The organism is Blastocatellia bacterium, from assembly GCA_035275065.1.
Taxonomy (GTDB): Bacteria; Acidobacteriota; Blastocatellia; order UBA7656; family UBA7656; genus DATENM01.
This window is the reverse complement of the sequence record DATENM010000085.1, coordinates 80,613-96,515: the sequence shown is the minus strand read 5'-3', so window position 1 is coordinate 96,515 and position 15,903 is coordinate 80,613. Positions and strand designations below refer to the sequence as shown.

Genomic DNA, 15,903 nt, shown 5'->3' with positions numbered 1-15,903 from the left:
ACCGCGTCGCGAGGGGAGAGGAGACTTATGGCGCTCGGAGGAGTCGCACTGCATCACGTCAACGTCACCGTGCCGCCTGAGCGGGAGGCCGAGGCGAAGCATTTCTATGGCCGTGTCCTCGGCCTAGAAGAGATCTATAAGCCCGACGCGGCGCTTTCGCGCGGCGCGTGGTATCAGCTCGGCGCCGCGCAATTGCACCTCTCTATCGAAGCCGCACAGCCGCCGAGCCGGCGACACGTCTGTTATCAGGTTGACGATGTCGAGGCTGCCGAGCGCCACTTCCGCGACGCCGGCATCGAGGTCCTCGATGACGAGCGCCCCATCAAGGGCATCAAGCGTTTCTTCCTGCGCGACCCCGGCGGCAACCGCATAGAGATTACCGGGGGGGCTTCGGAGAATTAAGCTATGGCAGATTCCGCCAAACGTAAGGAAAAAAATCAGGCGCAAGAGGCAGCCAAAGTGGCGCTGCCGCCGACGCTCTTTCTCAACCGCCAGCTGCTGTTCAACCGCGAGCTGAGCTGGCTCAACTTCAACGCTCGCGTCCTCGAAGAGGCGCTCGACAAATCGCACCCGCTGCTTGAGCGCTTGAAGTTCCTGGCCATCTTCTCGACCAACCTCGACGAGTTCTTCATGATCCGCGTGTCGGGTTTGAAGCAGCAGATCGAAGAGGGCATCACCGAATTGTCGTTCGACGGGCTGACGCCGGGGGCGCAGCTGAAAGTCATCGCCGACCGCCTGCACCCGATGCTCGCCGATCAGATGCGCTGCCTGAAAGACGACATCCTGCCGGAACTGGTGGCGCGCGACATCACCGTCACGCCCTACCGGGCGCTCTCGGATCGCGAGCGCCGCGGCCTGAACGATTACTTCTTGCAAAACGTCTTCCCGGTCTTGACGCCGCAGGCCGTAGACCCGAGCCACCCATTCCCTTACATCTCGAACCTCAGCCTGAACCTCGGCGTGATGATCGAGCCATCTGATGGATTGGACGACCCGCTCTTGATGACCGGGCCGCGCTTTGCGCGCGTCAAAGTGCCGCCGCTGGTGCCGCGCCTCGTCCCCGTCGGCGATTCGGGCACCGAGTTCACGCTGCTTGAAGAACTGGTCGCTGCCAACATTCACAACCTCTTCCCCGGCATGAAGATTGGCGAGGTTCACGCCTTTCGCGTGACGCGTGACGCCGACATTGAAATCCGCGAAGACGAAGCCAACGACCTGCTGCGCACGCTCGAACAGGAGCTGCGCCGTCGCCGCCGCTTCGGCAGCGTCGTGCGCCTGGAAGTCGTCGCCACCATGCCTCCCGATATGGTGGCTTATCTTACCAATTCGCTCGACCTGACGAGCGATGATGTTTATGTGATTGATGGCCCGCTGAATGTGCCCGACCTGATGGCGCTCTACAAGCTCGAACGCCCGGAGCTGAAAGACAAGCCGTTCATCGCTTCGATCCCGGCGGCGCTGCGCTCGAACGAGCCGATCTTTGACGTCATCAAGCGCCAGGACTTGCTCGTGCATCACCCGTACAACTCGTTTTCGACGGTCGTCGATTTCATCGGCAGCGCCGCCATAGACCCTGACGTTTTAGCCATCAAGATGACGCTCTACCGCACGGGGCAGGATTCGCCCATCGTCCGCGCCTTGATGGAAGCCAGCGAGCGCGGCAAGCAGGTAGCGGTGCTGGTCGAATTGAAAGCGCGCTTTGACGAAGAGAGCAACATCGGCTGGGCGCGGCGGCTGGAGCAGGCGGGCGTCCATGTGGTTTACGGCCTGCTCGGACTGAAGACGCATTGCAAGCTGGCGCTGGTGGTGCGCCGCGAAGGCGACTCGCTGCACCGTTATGTCCACCTCGGCACGGGCAACTATAACGCCACGACGGCGCGCATCTACACGGACCTCGGGTTGTTCACCGCCAACGAGCAGATCGGCGCCGACGCGACCGACCTGTTCAACTTCCTGACCGGCTACTCGCGGCAGACCGAATACCGCCGCCTGATGGTTGCGCCGGTGAACATGCGCGAGCAGGTCGCCGAATTGATTGACCGCGAGATCGAGCACCAGAAAGCCGGGCGACCGGCGCGCATCATCGCCAAGATCAACAGCCTGACCGATACCAAGGTGATCCGTCACCTCTATGAAGCGTCGCAGGCCGGCGTACAGATCGATCTGCTGGTGCGCGGCGTCTGCTCGCTCAGGCCGGGGGTGCCGGGGCTTTCCGATAAGATTGAAGTCGTCAGCATCGTCGGACGCTTTCTTGAGCATAGCCGCATCATCTATTTCGAGAACGGCGGCGACGAAGACATCTACATCGGCAGCGCCGACTGGATGCAGCGCAACCTGGATCGCCGCGTCGAAATCCTCGTGCCCATCGAAGACCCGCGATTGAAGCACCATCTGAAGAACGAGGTGCTCGACGTCTGCCTGCGCGACAACGTCAAGGGGCGGCGGCTGTTGTTGAACGGCAACTATCAGCGCATCATCCCGCCCGAAGGCAGCGAGCGGCTGAATTCGCAGACCTACTTCATGGAGCATTACAGCGCCATTCACGACTGAGGCAACGATGCGGCGGACGACTGAGGCGAGCGAACGGGCAGGCGGCGCGGGGATTCGTACCTTCGTCTGCATCGAAGTTCCGCCGACCGTCAAAGCACGCATCGAAGCGTTGCAAGGCAGCCTGCGCCGCAGCGGTGTGCCGATCAGTTGGGTCAAGCCGGCGAATATTCATCTGACGATCAAATTCCTGGGCGATGTGGCGGCTTCACGAATCGCCGACGTCAGCCGCGCGGTCGCGCGCGCTTGTCAGGCGGTCTCCGCCTTCGACATCACGGTCACGGGGGCGGGCTGTTTCCCTTCTCTGAAAAGTCCGCGCGTGCTTTGGGTCGGGCTCGACCCGATGCCCGACACCTTGCGCCGCTTGCACGCCAACATCGAAGCCGAGCTTGAGTGCGAGGGCTTTGCGCGCGAGGCCCGACGCTTCGCGCCGCACCTGACGATGGCCCGCGTCCGCGATCCCTTCAAAGCCCGGCCCACGGTCGAAGCGTTGCTGGCCGCAGGCTTCGCCGCCGAAACCTTTTCTGCGACGGAAGTCATCGTGATGCGCAGCGACCTACACCCTTCCGGGTCAATCTACGCCCCGCAGGCGGTCGTTCCTCTCTCCGCCGAATAACCGCTATAATACTTCATCTGAGCACTCCATCAGAAAACCATTGGGAGCGAGTGAATGGCTAAAGTAGAGATTGTTGCCGTCGTCGTAACGATCAGTGACTCGGCAGCGCGTGGCGAGCGCGAAGACCGATCAGGCCCGGCGGTGGTTGCCGAGCTGGAAAAGCTCGGCGCGCGCATTGCGGCGACCGAAATCATCAGCGATGATCGCGAAGTCATCGCCGCGCGCCTCAGACATTTCGCCGACGGCGGCGCGGTCAATCTCATCTGCACGACCGGCGGCACCGGCTTTGCCCCGCGTGATAACACGCCCGAAGCGACGCGCGAGGTGATCGAGAAGGAAGCGCCGGGACTTGCCGAGTTGATGCGTATGCGCAGTCTTGAAGCGACGCCGCTCGCGCCGCTATCGCGCGCCGTCTGCGGCATTCGCGGCAGCACGTTGATCGTCAACCTGCCGGGCAGCACGCGCGGCGCGACTCAGAACTTCACCGCCATTCGCAGCTCGCTGCCGCACGCCATCGGCTTGCTCACCGAACAGTCGCGCAAGTGCGCCAGTTGAATGTGGCGCAAGGCGGTTAGCTTGCGCCACAACGGAGAACCAGGGGAATGGGATCACAGCCGGATAAACTGATTCATGCCATCGCTGCCGACAATCAATTACGCTGCATGGCCGCCGTCACCACGCGACTGGTCGGCGAGGCCTGCCGCCGCCATCAAACCTTTCCGACCGCCTCGGTCGCTCTAGGCCGCACGCTGACCGGCGGCTTGCTGCTGGGCGCGGGCGTCAAAGACCTTGAGAAGATCACTGTCCATTTCCACTGCGATGGCCCTATCGGCAATATCATCGCCCAGGCCGACCCGGCGGGACGCGTGCGCGGCTACGTCACCAACCCCGAAGCCGATACGACGTTGGCCAACGCGCTCGGCAAATTCGACGTGCGCGCCATCGTCGGCGGCGGCACACTCTTTGTCACGCGCGACGCGGGGTTCGAGATCGGCCTGCACAAAGACGCCTACCGCGGCTCTGTGCCGATCACTTCGGGCGAGATCAGCGAAGATATCGCTTACTATCTGGCCAAGTCCGAGCAGATTCCGTCAGCGGTGAGCCTCGGCGTGCTGATGTCGGTTGCCCCATCGGCCAGCGACGACGCGCCCGAATTCACGCTTGACCGGCTGCGAGTTGTGGCAGCCGGCGGTTACATCATTCAATTGCTGCCGAGCGCCGACGAGGAACTGATTCGGCAGGTCGAGCAGACGATTGCGCGAGCGCCGGCTTCGACCGAAATGATCAAGATGGGTTTCACGCCGGAAGCGATGCTGCGCGAGGCGCTTGGCGGCCTCGACCTACAGGCGCTGGAGGAGCGCGAGCCGAGCTTTTACTGCCAGTGCTCGCGCGAGCGCGTTTTGCAGATCATCTCGTCGCTGGGCCGCGAAGAGGTCGAAGACATGCTGGCGAAAGAAAACGGCGCGGAGCTGATCTGCCATTATTGTAACGAAGCCTACCAGATCACCGGCGACGAGCTGACCGGGATTCTCGCCGCCGAGTGAACCGCTGTGGTACCGCACAGGGGAGGTTGGTTGATGCGCGCAAGAAAGGTTCATTCTCACAGGCTCCGCCGGCTCGCCTGCCGGGCCGTGCTTATCGCCGCTGCCCTGCTCTGCCTGCAATCGGCGCCGTCGTCCGGCGCGACGTTCAGCAATGATCCGGAGCCCGCTCCGATTGTCGAGCGCAAGCTGGAGGTAGCGGACTTTACACTGAAGACGACCGACGGGCGCGCCTTCAACTTGCGCGAGTATGCGCAGGACAAGCCGCTGGTCATCGTTGCCTACGTCGCCGGCTGGTGCCCCAACAGCAACCGTAACGGGCACATCTTGAAGCGGCTTTATGATAAGTACCATCAGCGCGGCCTGGGCGTGGTCGTCGTGATGGAATACTCCGACCCGGGCGAGATCAGTATTCACATTAACCGCATCGGCATCGATTATCCGGTGGTTGTCGAAACCAGCCGCCAGGGCCAGCGCAAAGATTCGCAGCATTACAAGTACCGCCGACAGGCGGATGATCGGCGCAAGTGGGGCACGCCGTTTTATGTGCTGATTGATTCGCGCGACATTGAAAGGGCGGCGGCGAGCCCCGTGCTTGCGCGCCGCGTCTGGACGGTTTCAGGCGAGATCGTCGAATCCGAGGCCGAAGCGTTTATCGAAAATCATCTGGCAGCAAAATAGAGCATCCTTAACCGCAGAGGTCGCAGAGGGGCGCAGAGGATTGATTCAGCCTCTGCGCCCCTCTGCGACCTCTGCGGTTAGTCTATTCAGGCTTCACTCACAAGTCGGGTTAGCCCAACCGCTTGATCACTTCCTTGACCAGCGCGCCGTAGTCTTCGGCGGCATCGCTGCCCGACGCATATTCAAAGACAGACTTGTGCGCTTCCTGCGAGTAATCGATCTCGGCGCGCTCGCGGATCAGCGTCTTGAGCAGGCGGCTCTTAAAGAATTTTTTCGCGTCCTGGCGCACCATCTCCGGCCCCGCCTTGCGCGTCGTGTAGAAGGTCAGCACGATACCCGTGCGGTCGCCAGCGATGTGCGCGTCGCGGGCGTGCGTGTCGATGAACTCGACCATCTGCTCAATCGAGCGCAGGCCGAGCCACGTCGCCATGCAGGGGATCAGCAGATAATCCGCCTGCGACAGCGCCACAGAGGTCATGCGCCCGAACTCCGGCGGGCAGTCGAAGAGGATGAAATCATACGCGTCGTCGAGCGCCCCGAGCACCCGCTTGAGCGGCGCGGCAAGGTCGCGAAAGTTCTCGGCGTCCGTTGCCACCTGCGATAGCCGGCGCCCGCCGCTGGGGATGAGCGAAACGGTTTCGCGCACCGCAATCGGCTCGACTTTGCCGCCATCAATCGCCGCGGCCAGCGTCTGCCGCGACTCCTCGACTTCAGCAATGAAGCGCAGATTGTCTTGCGGGTCGCAATCGATCAGTAAGACGCGCGCGCCGGCCAGGCTCAGGCCGAAGCCGAGATTCCATGTCGTTGTCGTTTTTCCGGTGCCGCCTTTCGACGCGGCAATGGCGATGCGCTTGCTCATCTGATTTGCCTCATTATGACCGCCGAGGCGGGTGGGCGGCCATTGCGATAAAGATTACTTTTCCAGCGCCGTGGCGACTGGCGCCGGCGGCAGGTCGGGCGCCGGGTCGCGCTGCAACTCGCGCTCGAATTGTTCGGGATGAACCGGGCCGGCCTGTCCCTGCAAGTTCTTGTAAGCGACGAAGTGGTTGTAAACGACGATCATCAAGCCGAGGAAGGGGATCGATAGGAAGACGCCCACCAGCCCGCCAAGCTCGGCGCCCGCCAGGATCGCTACGATGATGACAAGCGGGTGCATCTCGATGCCGTGGCCGACGATGCGCGGATAGATGATGTAATCCTGGGTGATGCGCAGCACCGCCAGGAAGCCGAGAACCAGCAGAGCTTTCTTGAACGACACGGTGATCGTCAGGACGAAGGCGATGACGGCGAAGACCAGCGGCCCGATCATCGGCAGGAACTCTAGCAGCCCGGAGATCAGGCCCAGGACGATGGCAATGGGCGAGCCGATCACCGATAACCCGATGGTCACCAGCACGGCGATCTCGACGCAGGCGGTGATCTGCGCGCGGATGTAGGCCGCCAACGTCCGGCTGACATCCAGCAAGAGCCAGTGCATGCGCTTGCGTAGCCGCTCGTTCGGCAGCAGCGCGACCAGCCCCTGCTCGATGCGCGCGGCGTCTTTCAGCAGGAAGAAAGCAAAGATGGGCACCAGCACCAGCCATAACAGATAAGTGACATAGCTTACAGAGGCAAGCAGAACGTCGCCGAGCCAGGTGCCGACCGATTCAAGCAGGTGGCCGGTGCGCGTCTGCAAGTCGTCGCGCCATTGCTGTGGCAGCCGCAGGTGGCGCAGCCAGATGGTGACGTCGTTGAAGGTGCTGGTGGCGGACTTCTGATACGCCGGCCACTGCGACTTGAGCAACTCGACCTGATCGCTGACCAGCGGCGATAGCAATTGAATCGCCAGCGCCAGGAACAGGCCGATGACCAGATAGACCAGGAGAATGGCCAGGCTGCGCGGCAGCTTCAGCTCGCGCTTGCCGAAGTAAACCGGCTGCTCGGCGAGGCGCACCAGCGGGGCAATCAGGTAACAGAAGAAGATGGCGATGATTAACAGCAGCAGGACGGTGCTGAGCTGATAAAGCAGCCAGAGCCCGCCGATCACCGCCGCGAGCGTTAGAAAGACGCGCGCAATAACTCGCGTCCAGACGCGAACCATGACGGACTGTTCGAGCGCTTTCTCTTCCAAACTCTCCTCCTACAGTGACGAGGCGACGCGCTTCTGCGGTCAGTATAACATATCGCCCGATGCCGCCAAGTCGGGCCGTCCAGGCCGCGCCGGCAGGCGCTAGAAACGCTTTCTGATTGTTTGATATAATCCCTAGCGGATCAGTGATCCCGGCCATTCAAGGCGCCCGAGGCAAACAGAACCATCCTCAATCGTGGTTGTAAGGGAGTACCATGAAGGAACCAAGGCAAGCTGAAGAGCAGACTTCGACGGAGACGATCACGCCGGCACATCACCGGCGCGTGGTGATGGTGTTGGTCGCGCTGCTGTGCCTGTCGGTCGGCATCGCCGTCGGCGCGGTGCTGCGCGGCGCCAGCCTGGCGCGCGGCACCGACAGCCACCTGTCGCCCGGCAACCCGAGGGCGGCGATGGACGCGCTATCCGCGTCTTTCGCCCGCGTCGCTCAGGAAGTCGAGCCCTGCGTCGTCAACATCAAGATGAGCAATGGCTACCAGCTCGAGGGCACCGGCTCAGGCGTCATCGTCAATCCCGACGGCTACATTCTGACCAACGCCCACGTCGTCAACGGCGCGACGCGCCTGCGCATCAAGCTGAGCGACGGCAGCGAAAGCGAGGCCAAAGTGATCGGGGTTGACCAGCAAACCGACCTGGCGGTCATCAAGATCGATGTGAAGCGGACGCTGCCGGCAGCCCGCCTCGGCGATTCCGACAAGCTGGCGGTCGGCGACTGGGTGCTGGCCATCGGCTCGCCCTTCGGACTTGAGCAGACGGTCACCGCCGGCATCATCAGCGCCAAAGATCGCGACACCGAGCAGGGCTCGACCCCCTTCCAGAAATTTCTACAGACCGACGCCGCCATCAACCCCGGCAACAGCGGCGGCCCGCTGGTCAATCTTGCCGGCGAAGTCATCGGCATCAACACGCAGATCGCGACCAGCACCGGCGCTTATAGCGGCATCGGCTTCGCGCTGCCGGCTTCGACCGCCGCGGACACCTACACCCAGTTGATCGCCAGCGGTCGGGTGCGGCGCGGTTACCTGGGCGTCGAGCTACAAGAGCTGACGCCGCAAATCGTCCGCGTCAACAGGCTCGCCGAAAGCCAGGGCGTCGTCATCAAAGACACGCTCGGCGAAGCGAGCCCGGCCCTGCGCGCCGGCATGCGCAGCGGCGACGTCATCACCAGCATCAATAATCAAAAGGTCAAAAGCATCCGCGAGCTGATCCGCAAGATCGCCGCCTTGCCTGTGGGCAGCGTGGCGAACATTACTTACATTCGCGCCGGCGAAATCCGCAACGCCGCGGTCACGCTTGAAGAACGCCAGGAGAAGAGTGGCGACCGCCAGGAGATGCGTTTGCTGCCGACCGACCCGCGCAACCCGCGCGGCCCGCAGGATAAAAACGGCCGCCCCGAGCGGGCGAAGCCGAAGCCGACGCTCGGCATCAATGTGCGGACGTTGACCCCGGAGATTGCCCGGCAGGCCGGCCTCGAAGGCACGCACGGCGCGTTTGTGATGAGCGTTGATCCGGGCAGCGTCGCCGACGAGAACGGCCTCGCGCAGGATGACTTGATTGTCGAAATCAACAATCGTCCGGTCACCTCGGCGGATGATTTCCAGCGCATTATCCGCGAGCTGCACAGTGGCGACGATGTGGTCATCAAGGTGCTGCACCGCCCGCAGTCGGAAGCCATTCGCCGCGCCTGGATCGTTTCGTTGACCATGCCCTGAGATGACTGACTGTGACGAGTAACAAGTAATGCGGTTTAGATTACCAAGCTTCTGATTTGTTGCGTCTTTCTTGTTACTCGTCACTTGCGGCCTGCCGCCGTTCCATTCTGCTTGACCCTGGAAATCCGCCTATTGTACACTCCGTGTTGCGAACACAGCATTTAGGTGAAGAGCAAGTTCGGAGGTTCAAAAACCGCCATTGCTCGACGTATCAAGCACACCCCTCGATTAATGAGTCCGTTCGCGGCTTGTTGGTCAATTAAGAGCAACTCTTATGTTCGAGAGCACGTCACCGCTGAAGTGTTACTGCTCAGGGAAAATTCCGCTCAAAAGGTCACAAGGAGGTCTCTGTGAGCTTCAAAATAGGCGAGAAGGTTGTTTACCCCAACCACGGTATCGGCGTCATCGAAAAGATCACCACCGCTGAGATTGCAGGAAATCAAAGCAGCTTCTATCTTCTGCGCCTCAAGGCAACCGAATCCACCGTCATGGTGCCGATTGCCAACGCGGTTGAAATCGGTCTCCGCTCTCCCATCGATAACCACCAGTGCGACAAATTACTGAAGGCCCTTTCAGCCGATTTCGTCAGCCCGCCGGTGGATTGGAAAGATCGCTATAAGGAATTCCTTGAACGGATGAAGACCGGCGACATCTTCAACGTCGCTGAAGTCTTAAAGACGCTCACGTATCTCTCCCTCAGCAAGCCGCTCTCGTTCCGCGAGAAGCGCATGCTGGAACGCGCCCGCTATCTCGTGGTCTCGGAGTTGGCAACGGTCTGTCGCAAGACGGAATGCCTGGTCGAGCCGATGGTGGACGAAGCGCTGCGGAAGTCGTGCTCGAAGCACACGCGCACCGTGCCGGTGGCCAAGACGTTTAAGCCATCGAGCGCCGTGACGGCTCACTGAAGCGTTTCATTTAGGATTGAAGCCCGGCCCGCTTCGATCCTCTTCGAACGACAATTTAAGCCCACTGCTTGCCAGCGAAGCCTCGGTCGCCCTGGGTGTGGTGTGCCATAAGCCACGACCCACGGTCACCGGCTGGTTTCGCGTGAAGGCTGGTATATGTAAGCGGGCGAAGATAAGTCTTCGCCCGCCGAGGTGTCGTGTGGGCTGAATCAAACTAGCGGCTTTGCGGCGACTCGCCGCTCGCTGGACGGGCGGCGAGTCGCGCCTTGATCCACTCGACGCGGCGCGGCGCCCACTCGACTTGTTGAATCACTTCTTCGAGGTTGCGCAGGAATTCGGGCAGTTGGACCAACTCGCGGAGATCAGCGATGAACGGCTCGAGGAGCGTCCAGACGCCGATCAATTCGCCCGCCGATTCCAGCAGCAGGCCGGCGTCGAGCGGCCCGCGCACCGCGAACGACGCCGCCATATCCCAGTAGGAGATCACCATTCGGAAGGCCGTGTTGTTCGGATGGTCGGGCATTAGCACAGCCTTCACGTCGTCGAAAGTCTGCGGGCGGAACTCGGAGGCGAACCACTGGCGGGCCTCGCGCATCTTGGGTTCGCGGCGCAGCTCGTAGAGCCTGAGAATAAGATTAGCATCTTCGTAAGTCGCTTTGGATTCGCTAGTCATTTTATACCTCCCGTTGCTGTAGGGTGTGATGCTGAAAGTTCGCGTCATCCCGCTCTGGGTAGTCGCTGCGATAGTGCGCGCCGCGTGACTCGTGCCGCGAGAGCGCCGCCTCGGCGACCAGACGCGCCAGCGTCACAAAGTTCCACGAGCGCGTATTGAGCGGGCGCGCCGCAATGGCTTCCAATTCGGCAATCGCGTCTTTAAGCGTCTGCTCATTGCGCACGATGCCGACCTTGTCCCACAGTACCCGCTTGACTTCGGCACGCGTCGGGTCGTCAATGCGCCAGTCGGCCTTCTCGCCGATGTCCCAATCGCGCGGCTCGGCGGATTCGATGGCAGCCGCCGCTTCACCAGCCGCCGCTTCGCCGGCACGTGCCCCGAAGACCAATCCTTCGAGCAATGAATTCGACGCCAATCGATTCGCGCCGTGGACGCCTGTGCAGGTGACTTCGCCGGCGGCGTACAGCCCGGCAATCGAAGTTCGCCCAAACGTGTCCGTGCGCACGCCGCCCATCGTGTAGTGCGCCGCCGGGCTCACGGGGATCAGGTCGCGCGTGATGTCTATGTTGTACATCAAGCAAGTGTGGTAAATCTTCGGGAAGCGCCCGCGCACGAACTCGCGGTCGAGGTGGCGCATATCGAGCCAGACATGCGGCGCGTTGGTGCGCGCCATCTCGAAGTGAATGCCGCGGCTGACCACGTCGCGCGGCGCCAGTTCTGCCCGCGGATCGTAACTCGGCATGAAGCGTTCGCCATCGAGGTTGATCAGATGGCCGCCTTCGCCGCGCAAGGCTTCCGAGATCAGAAAGCGCGGCGCGTTCGGCACGCAAAGCGCCGTCGGGTGGAACTGAATAAATTCCATGTCGGCCATCACCGCGCCGGCGCGATACGCCATCGCCATGCCATCGCCGGTCGCGACATCCGGGTTCGTCGTGTGCAGATACAACTGCCCGGCGCCGCCCGTAGCCAGAACGACGGCCCGCGCATAGAGGGCGCGGATCAGGTTGGTCGCCGGCTCGACAAAGGTGACGCCAACGCAACGACCGTCCTTGACGACGAGCGATTGCGTGCAAGCATGCGGCAGGTATTCGATGTTTGAAAACTTCTTCGACCAGGCGACCAGGGCGCGAACGATCTCGCGGCCCGTCGCATCGCCGCGCGCGTGCAGAATGCGCGAGCGCGAATGCGCCGCCTCGCGTGTGAAAGAGAGCTGGCCATCTTCGCGGTCGAACTCGGCGCCATGCTCGATCAACTCGGTGATGTAATGCGGCCCCTGCTCGACGAGGATATGCACGGCCTCGGCATCGCAGAGTCCCGCGCCCGCATCGAGCGTGTCCTGATAATGCAGCTCGATGGCGTCGTCATCGCTCAAGACGACGGCCACGCCGCCTTGCGCGTATTCGGTATTCGATTCGGTAATCTGATCTTTTGTGAGCACCGCCACATGCCCGAAGCGGGCGAGCGCGACCGCCGCCCGAAGCCCGGCGATGCCGCTGCCGACGACGATGAAATCAGTCTCTTCGGTCATAGCCCATCAGTTGCGCGCCGTTTACATATTGCGGTAGTTCGGCCCGCCGCCGCCTTCGGGCGTCACCCAGTTGATGATCTGGTACGGGTCCATGATGTCGCAGGTTTTGCAGTGGACGCAGTTTGAAAAGTTGATCTGCAAGCGCCGCGCGCCTTTGTCCTCGACCATCTCATAGACGCTGGCCGGGCAGAAGTTCTGGCACGGGTTGCCGTATTCGGCCGTGCAGCGTTCGACGCAGATGTTGAAGTCTACGACCTTCAGGTGCGCCGGCTGATCTTCGTCGTGGTGGGTGCTGGAATAGTAAACGTCCGTGAGCTTGGCGAACGTCAGCTTGTCGTCGTACTTCAAGCCGTCGTAGCGGTCACCCTTGAAGCCTTCGCGCTTCTCCATGTGCTGATGGCCGGCCTTGATCTTCAAGCGGCCCGGCAAGCGCCCGCCGGTCAGCGTCGAAATGCCCGCGGTCACCAGGCCGATGTTGCGCCCGCGATCAAATGCCTGATGGAAGTTGCGGGCCTTGTAAAGCTCGCGGCCGACGTGGCTCTCTTTCAAGCGCGTCTCGTAGCGGCCAAGCACATTGCGAGAATAATCATCAGCAATGAGCGCTTCGAGAATCGTCTCGGCTGCGATCATGCCGCTGCGAATCGCTGTGTGGATGCCCTTCAAGCGTTCGCCGTTCAGCAACGAGCCGGAATCGCCAACGATCATGACGCCGTCGGCGGCCAGTTGCGGGATCGTGTACCAGCCGCCGACCGGCATGGCCTTCGCGCCATAGCGGATCAGCTTGCCGCCTTTGAGCAGGTCGGCGATGAACGGGTGAGTCTTGAACTTTTGAAACTCGTGGTGCGGGTCGAGTCGCGGGTCGCGGTAATCCAAGCCGATGGCCAGGCCGATGTTGATGATGCGGTCGCGCATCCCATAAATCCACGAGCCGCCGAAAGTGTGCGAATCTAACGGCCAGCCCAGGGTGTGAATCACCGAGCCCGCGGGAAAACGATTGTCCGGCATCTCCCATAGCTCTTTGATGCCGACGGAAAAGACCTGCGGGTCGCTCACGTCATCGAGCTTCAAGCGGCTGATGAGCTGCTTGGTGAGCGAGCCGCGCACGCCTTCGCCCAGCACAGTGACTTTCGCAACGATGTCAACGCCGGGCTCAAAGTTCGGCTTGGCGCTGCCGTTTTTGTCAACGCCCTTGTCGCCGGTGCGGACGCCCGTGACCCGTTCGCCGTCATAAAGCATCTCGGCGCCGGGGAACTCCGGGAAGATGTTGACGCCGGCAGCTTCGCACTTGTCGCCGAGCCAGCGAATCAGCTTGTTGAGCGAGACGACATAGTTGCCATGATTGCGGAGCGGCGGCGGCAGCACAGGCAATTCGAGCTTGCCGCGCCGGGTGAGATAGTAGACATGCTCTTCGCCCACCGGCGCTTCGAGCGGCGCCTGCCCGTGCTTCTCGAAATCGGGAATCAACTCACGCAAACTGATGGGGTCGAGCACTGCGCCCGATAGCTGGTGCGAGCCGATCTCGGCGGCTTTCTCGATGACGGCGATGTTGATCTCGTCGAGCGGCTTGCGGCCCGCCGCCTTCTCGCCTTCGTTGTGCGTATTGATCAGGTTGGTCAGATGCAGCGCACAACTCAGATTCGCCGGCCCCGCTCCGACGAGCAGGACATCCATTTCGAGCGTGTCTCTTTCGATTGCCATTACTCGCCTTTGGCTTTCTTGACTTCGGCGGTGAGCGCCGGGACGATCTCGAACAAATCACCGACGACGCCATAGTCGGCAATGTCAAAGATCGGCGCTTCCGGGTCTTTGTTGATCGCCACAATCGTCTGCGAGTTCTTCATGCCGACGACGTGCTGAATCGCTCCGGAGATGCCGACGGCGAGATAGAGCTTGGGCGCAACCGTCTGCCCGCTGCTGCCGATCTGCCGATCCATCGGCAGCCATTCGTTGTCGCAGATGGGGCGCGACGCGGCAATCTCGGCGCCGAGCGCTGTCGCCAGCTCTTGAACGATGGCGATATTTTCCTGGCTCTTGATGCCGCGACCGACAGAGACAATCAGCGGCGCTTGCGTCAGGTCAACCGCCTGCTTCGCTTCCTGGAATTTCTCTTCCGGCTTCGAGCGAATCACCACGTCGCTCAAGTTGACTTCGAGCGGCTTGACTTCAGCCGTGCCCGCTTCGGCTTTGTCGGCGCGATAAGCGCCCGCCTGAAATGATGCCAGTATCGGCGGCGCGGCGCTGGCGCGCACGTCAGTGGCGATCTTGCCTTGAAAGATTTGCCGCGTGAAGACCACGTCGCCGCCATCCACGCGACAGCCGATGCAGTCGGTGACGAACGCCTTGCCGAGCGCCGCCGCCAGGCGCGGCGCGAAGTCGCGCACGCGGTAGGTGTGGCTGAAGATGACGTAACGCGGATCGAGCCGCTCGACCACCTGCTTCAACGCGCCGACGTAACCGTCGGGCGTGTACTCGGCGAGCCTGTCGTCTTCGACCGTATAGATGACTTCAAGCTGCTTGCCGGCGACTTCGGCGGCGACACCACCAACACCTTTGCCGAGGACGACGGCGCTGATCTTATCGCCAGTCGCGGCGGCAATCTGCTGCGCCGCCACCAGGGCTTCAAACGAAGTGCGGTTGAGCGCGCCGTCACGCTGCTCAATAAAAAATAGTATTCCTTCGCTCATAATTCCTCCGAAGGTGACAAGTGACGAGTGACAAGTGACAAGAAAAGCAGCAGCCCTCTTGTCACTTGTCACTCGTCACTTGTCACTTCTAAAAGACTCTTGCGTCGAAGCGCAGTTTCTCGATCAGCTTGGCAGCGACTTCGGCGGGTTTGCCTTCGATCATCTCGGTCTGCTTTGACTTCTGCGGCAGGTAGGCGCGCTCGATGGCTTGCAGCGGTTTCAGGTCTTCCGCCGCCAGCCCGAGGTCGGCGGCTTTGACGTCGCGAATCTCTTTTTTCTTGGCCGCCATGATGCCTTTGAGCGTCGCGTAGCGCAGTTGATTGATGCCCGACTGAATCGTCAGCAGCGCCGGCATCGGGACTTTCACCCACTGAAACCACCCCGATTCCAGCTCGCGCTTGACGCGCACCTCCTGGCCTTCGGGCTGCACTTCCATGACGATGGTGGCGCTCGACACCCCCAGCAACTCGGCGACGATCAAGCCGACCTGTGCAAAGCCATAATCGTCCGACTGCAAGCCTGTGAAGATCAGATCGAACTTTTCATCTTTGAGCGCGGCGGCCAGGGCGCGGGCAATGGCCGGCGCGTCGGTGGCCTGCTCGAAGATCGGATCATTCAGGTGAATGGCGCGGTCGGCGCCTTTGGCCAGCGCTTCCTTGATCGATTGCTTGACGCGCTCGGGGCCGAGCGACAGCACGATGACTTCGCCGCCGTGCTTCTCTTTCTGGCGCAGCGCCTCTTCAAGCGCGTAGGCGTCGGCCTCGCTCATTTCGTAGCTCAGGTCGCGCTCGTCAATCCACTTCTGGTCGGACGCGATTCTCAGGATCGAGTCCTTCTTGGGAACCTGCTTCAGGCAAACGACGATGTTCATAATGAATCCTTAATCATTCG

General features: G+C 61.7%; 15 protein-coding genes. 8 read left to right on the top strand and 7 right to left on the bottom strand.

Annotated features, from left to right (window positions below):
- The first annotated feature begins 27 nt into the window (after positions 1–27).
- Genes VJ464_19960 through VJ464_19935 form a run of 6 tightly spaced genes read left to right on the top strand, consistent with a single transcriptional unit; the run spans position 28 to position 5,385 of the window.
- Positions 28–402, top strand: coding sequence for a VOC family protein (locus VJ464_19960; GenBank protein ID HKQ07411.1), 375 nt, complete (start codon positions 28–30; stop codon positions 400–402).
- Positions 403–405: 3 nt separating this feature from the next.
- Positions 406–2,550: a polyphosphate kinase 1 gene (ppk1, locus tag VJ464_19955; protein HKQ07410.1), complete on the top strand. Its 2,145-nt coding sequence runs from the start codon at positions 406–408 to the stop codon at positions 2,548–2,550.
- Between the two features lie 7 nt (positions 2,551–2,557).
- Positions 2,558–3,163, top strand: a complete 606-nt coding sequence (gene thpR, locus VJ464_19950) for an RNA 2',3'-cyclic phosphodiesterase (protein ID HKQ07409.1) — start codon at positions 2,558–2,560, stop codon at positions 3,161–3,163.
- A gap of 54 nt (positions 3,164–3,217) precedes the next feature.
- Positions 3,218–3,718 (top strand): MogA/MoaB family molybdenum cofactor biosynthesis protein, encoded by a 501-nt coding sequence (locus VJ464_19945; protein HKQ07408.1) that lies wholly within the window; start codon positions 3,218–3,220, stop codon positions 3,716–3,718.
- Positions 3,719–3,765: 47 nt separating this feature from the next.
- Positions 3,766–4,707, top strand: a complete 942-nt coding sequence (gene hslO, locus VJ464_19940) for an Hsp33 family molecular chaperone HslO (GenBank protein HKQ07407.1) — start codon at positions 3,766–3,768, stop codon at positions 4,705–4,707.
- 33 nt (positions 4,708–4,740) lie between these two features.
- Positions 4,741–5,385, top strand: a complete 645-nt coding sequence (locus VJ464_19935) for a redoxin family protein (GenBank protein HKQ07406.1) — start codon at positions 4,741–4,743, stop codon at positions 5,383–5,385.
- Between the two features lie 109 nt (positions 5,386–5,494).
- On the opposite strand, the gene VJ464_19930 is transcribed toward VJ464_19935, so the two are convergent.
- Positions 5,495–6,244 carry a ParA family protein gene (locus tag VJ464_19930; protein ID HKQ07405.1) on the bottom strand — a complete coding sequence of 250 codons (750 nt, stop codon included), beginning with the start codon at positions 6,242–6,244 and terminating at the stop codon, positions 5,495–5,497.
- A gap of 54 nt (positions 6,245–6,298) precedes the next feature.
- A complete protein-coding gene (locus tag VJ464_19925) occupies positions 6,299–7,495 on the bottom strand; it encodes an AI-2E family transporter (protein HKQ07404.1) in 1,197 nt (398 codons plus the stop codon).
- 212 nt (positions 7,496–7,707) lie between these two features.
- Here VJ464_19925 and VJ464_19920 point away from each other — a divergent pair, with 212 nt between their 5' ends.
- Entirely contained in the window at positions 7,708–9,222 is a 1,515-nt protein-coding gene (locus VJ464_19920) for a trypsin-like peptidase domain-containing protein (protein ID HKQ07403.1), read from the top strand.
- Between the two features lie 350 nt (positions 9,223–9,572).
- Entirely contained in the window at positions 9,573–10,127 is a 555-nt protein-coding gene (locus VJ464_19915; GenBank protein ID HKQ07402.1) for a CarD family transcriptional regulator, read from the top strand.
- A gap of 214 nt (positions 10,128–10,341) precedes the next feature.
- Here the strand turns inward: VJ464_19915 and VJ464_19910 are convergent, their stop codons facing one another.
- The 5 genes from VJ464_19910 to VJ464_19890 all read right to left on the bottom strand — a co-directional run bounded on the left by VJ464_19910 (position 10,342) and on the right by VJ464_19890 (position 15,883).
- Positions 10,342–10,800 (bottom strand): hypothetical protein, encoded by a 459-nt coding sequence (locus VJ464_19910; GenBank protein ID HKQ07401.1) that lies wholly within the window; start codon positions 10,798–10,800, stop codon positions 10,342–10,344.
- A gap of 1 nt (position 10,801) precedes the next feature.
- Entirely contained in the window at positions 10,802–12,328 is a 1,527-nt protein-coding gene (gene nadB / locus VJ464_19905; GenBank protein HKQ07400.1) for an L-aspartate oxidase, read from the bottom strand.
- Between the two features lie 21 nt (positions 12,329–12,349).
- Positions 12,350–14,026, bottom strand: coding sequence for an electron transfer flavoprotein-ubiquinone oxidoreductase (locus VJ464_19900; GenBank protein ID HKQ07399.1), 1,677 nt, complete (start codon positions 14,024–14,026; stop codon positions 12,350–12,352).
- Positions 14,026–15,012, bottom strand: coding sequence for an electron transfer flavoprotein subunit alpha/FixB family protein (locus VJ464_19895; protein HKQ07398.1), 987 nt, complete (start codon positions 15,010–15,012; stop codon positions 14,026–14,028). Before VJ464_19895 ends, VJ464_19900 begins: the two co-directional genes overlap by 1 nt.
- Positions 15,013–15,100: 88 nt before the next feature.
- Positions 15,101–15,883, bottom strand: a complete 783-nt coding sequence (locus VJ464_19890) for an electron transfer flavoprotein subunit beta/FixA family protein (GenBank protein HKQ07397.1) — start codon at positions 15,881–15,883, stop codon at positions 15,101–15,103.
- Between the last annotated feature and the right edge of the window lie 20 nt (positions 15,884–15,903).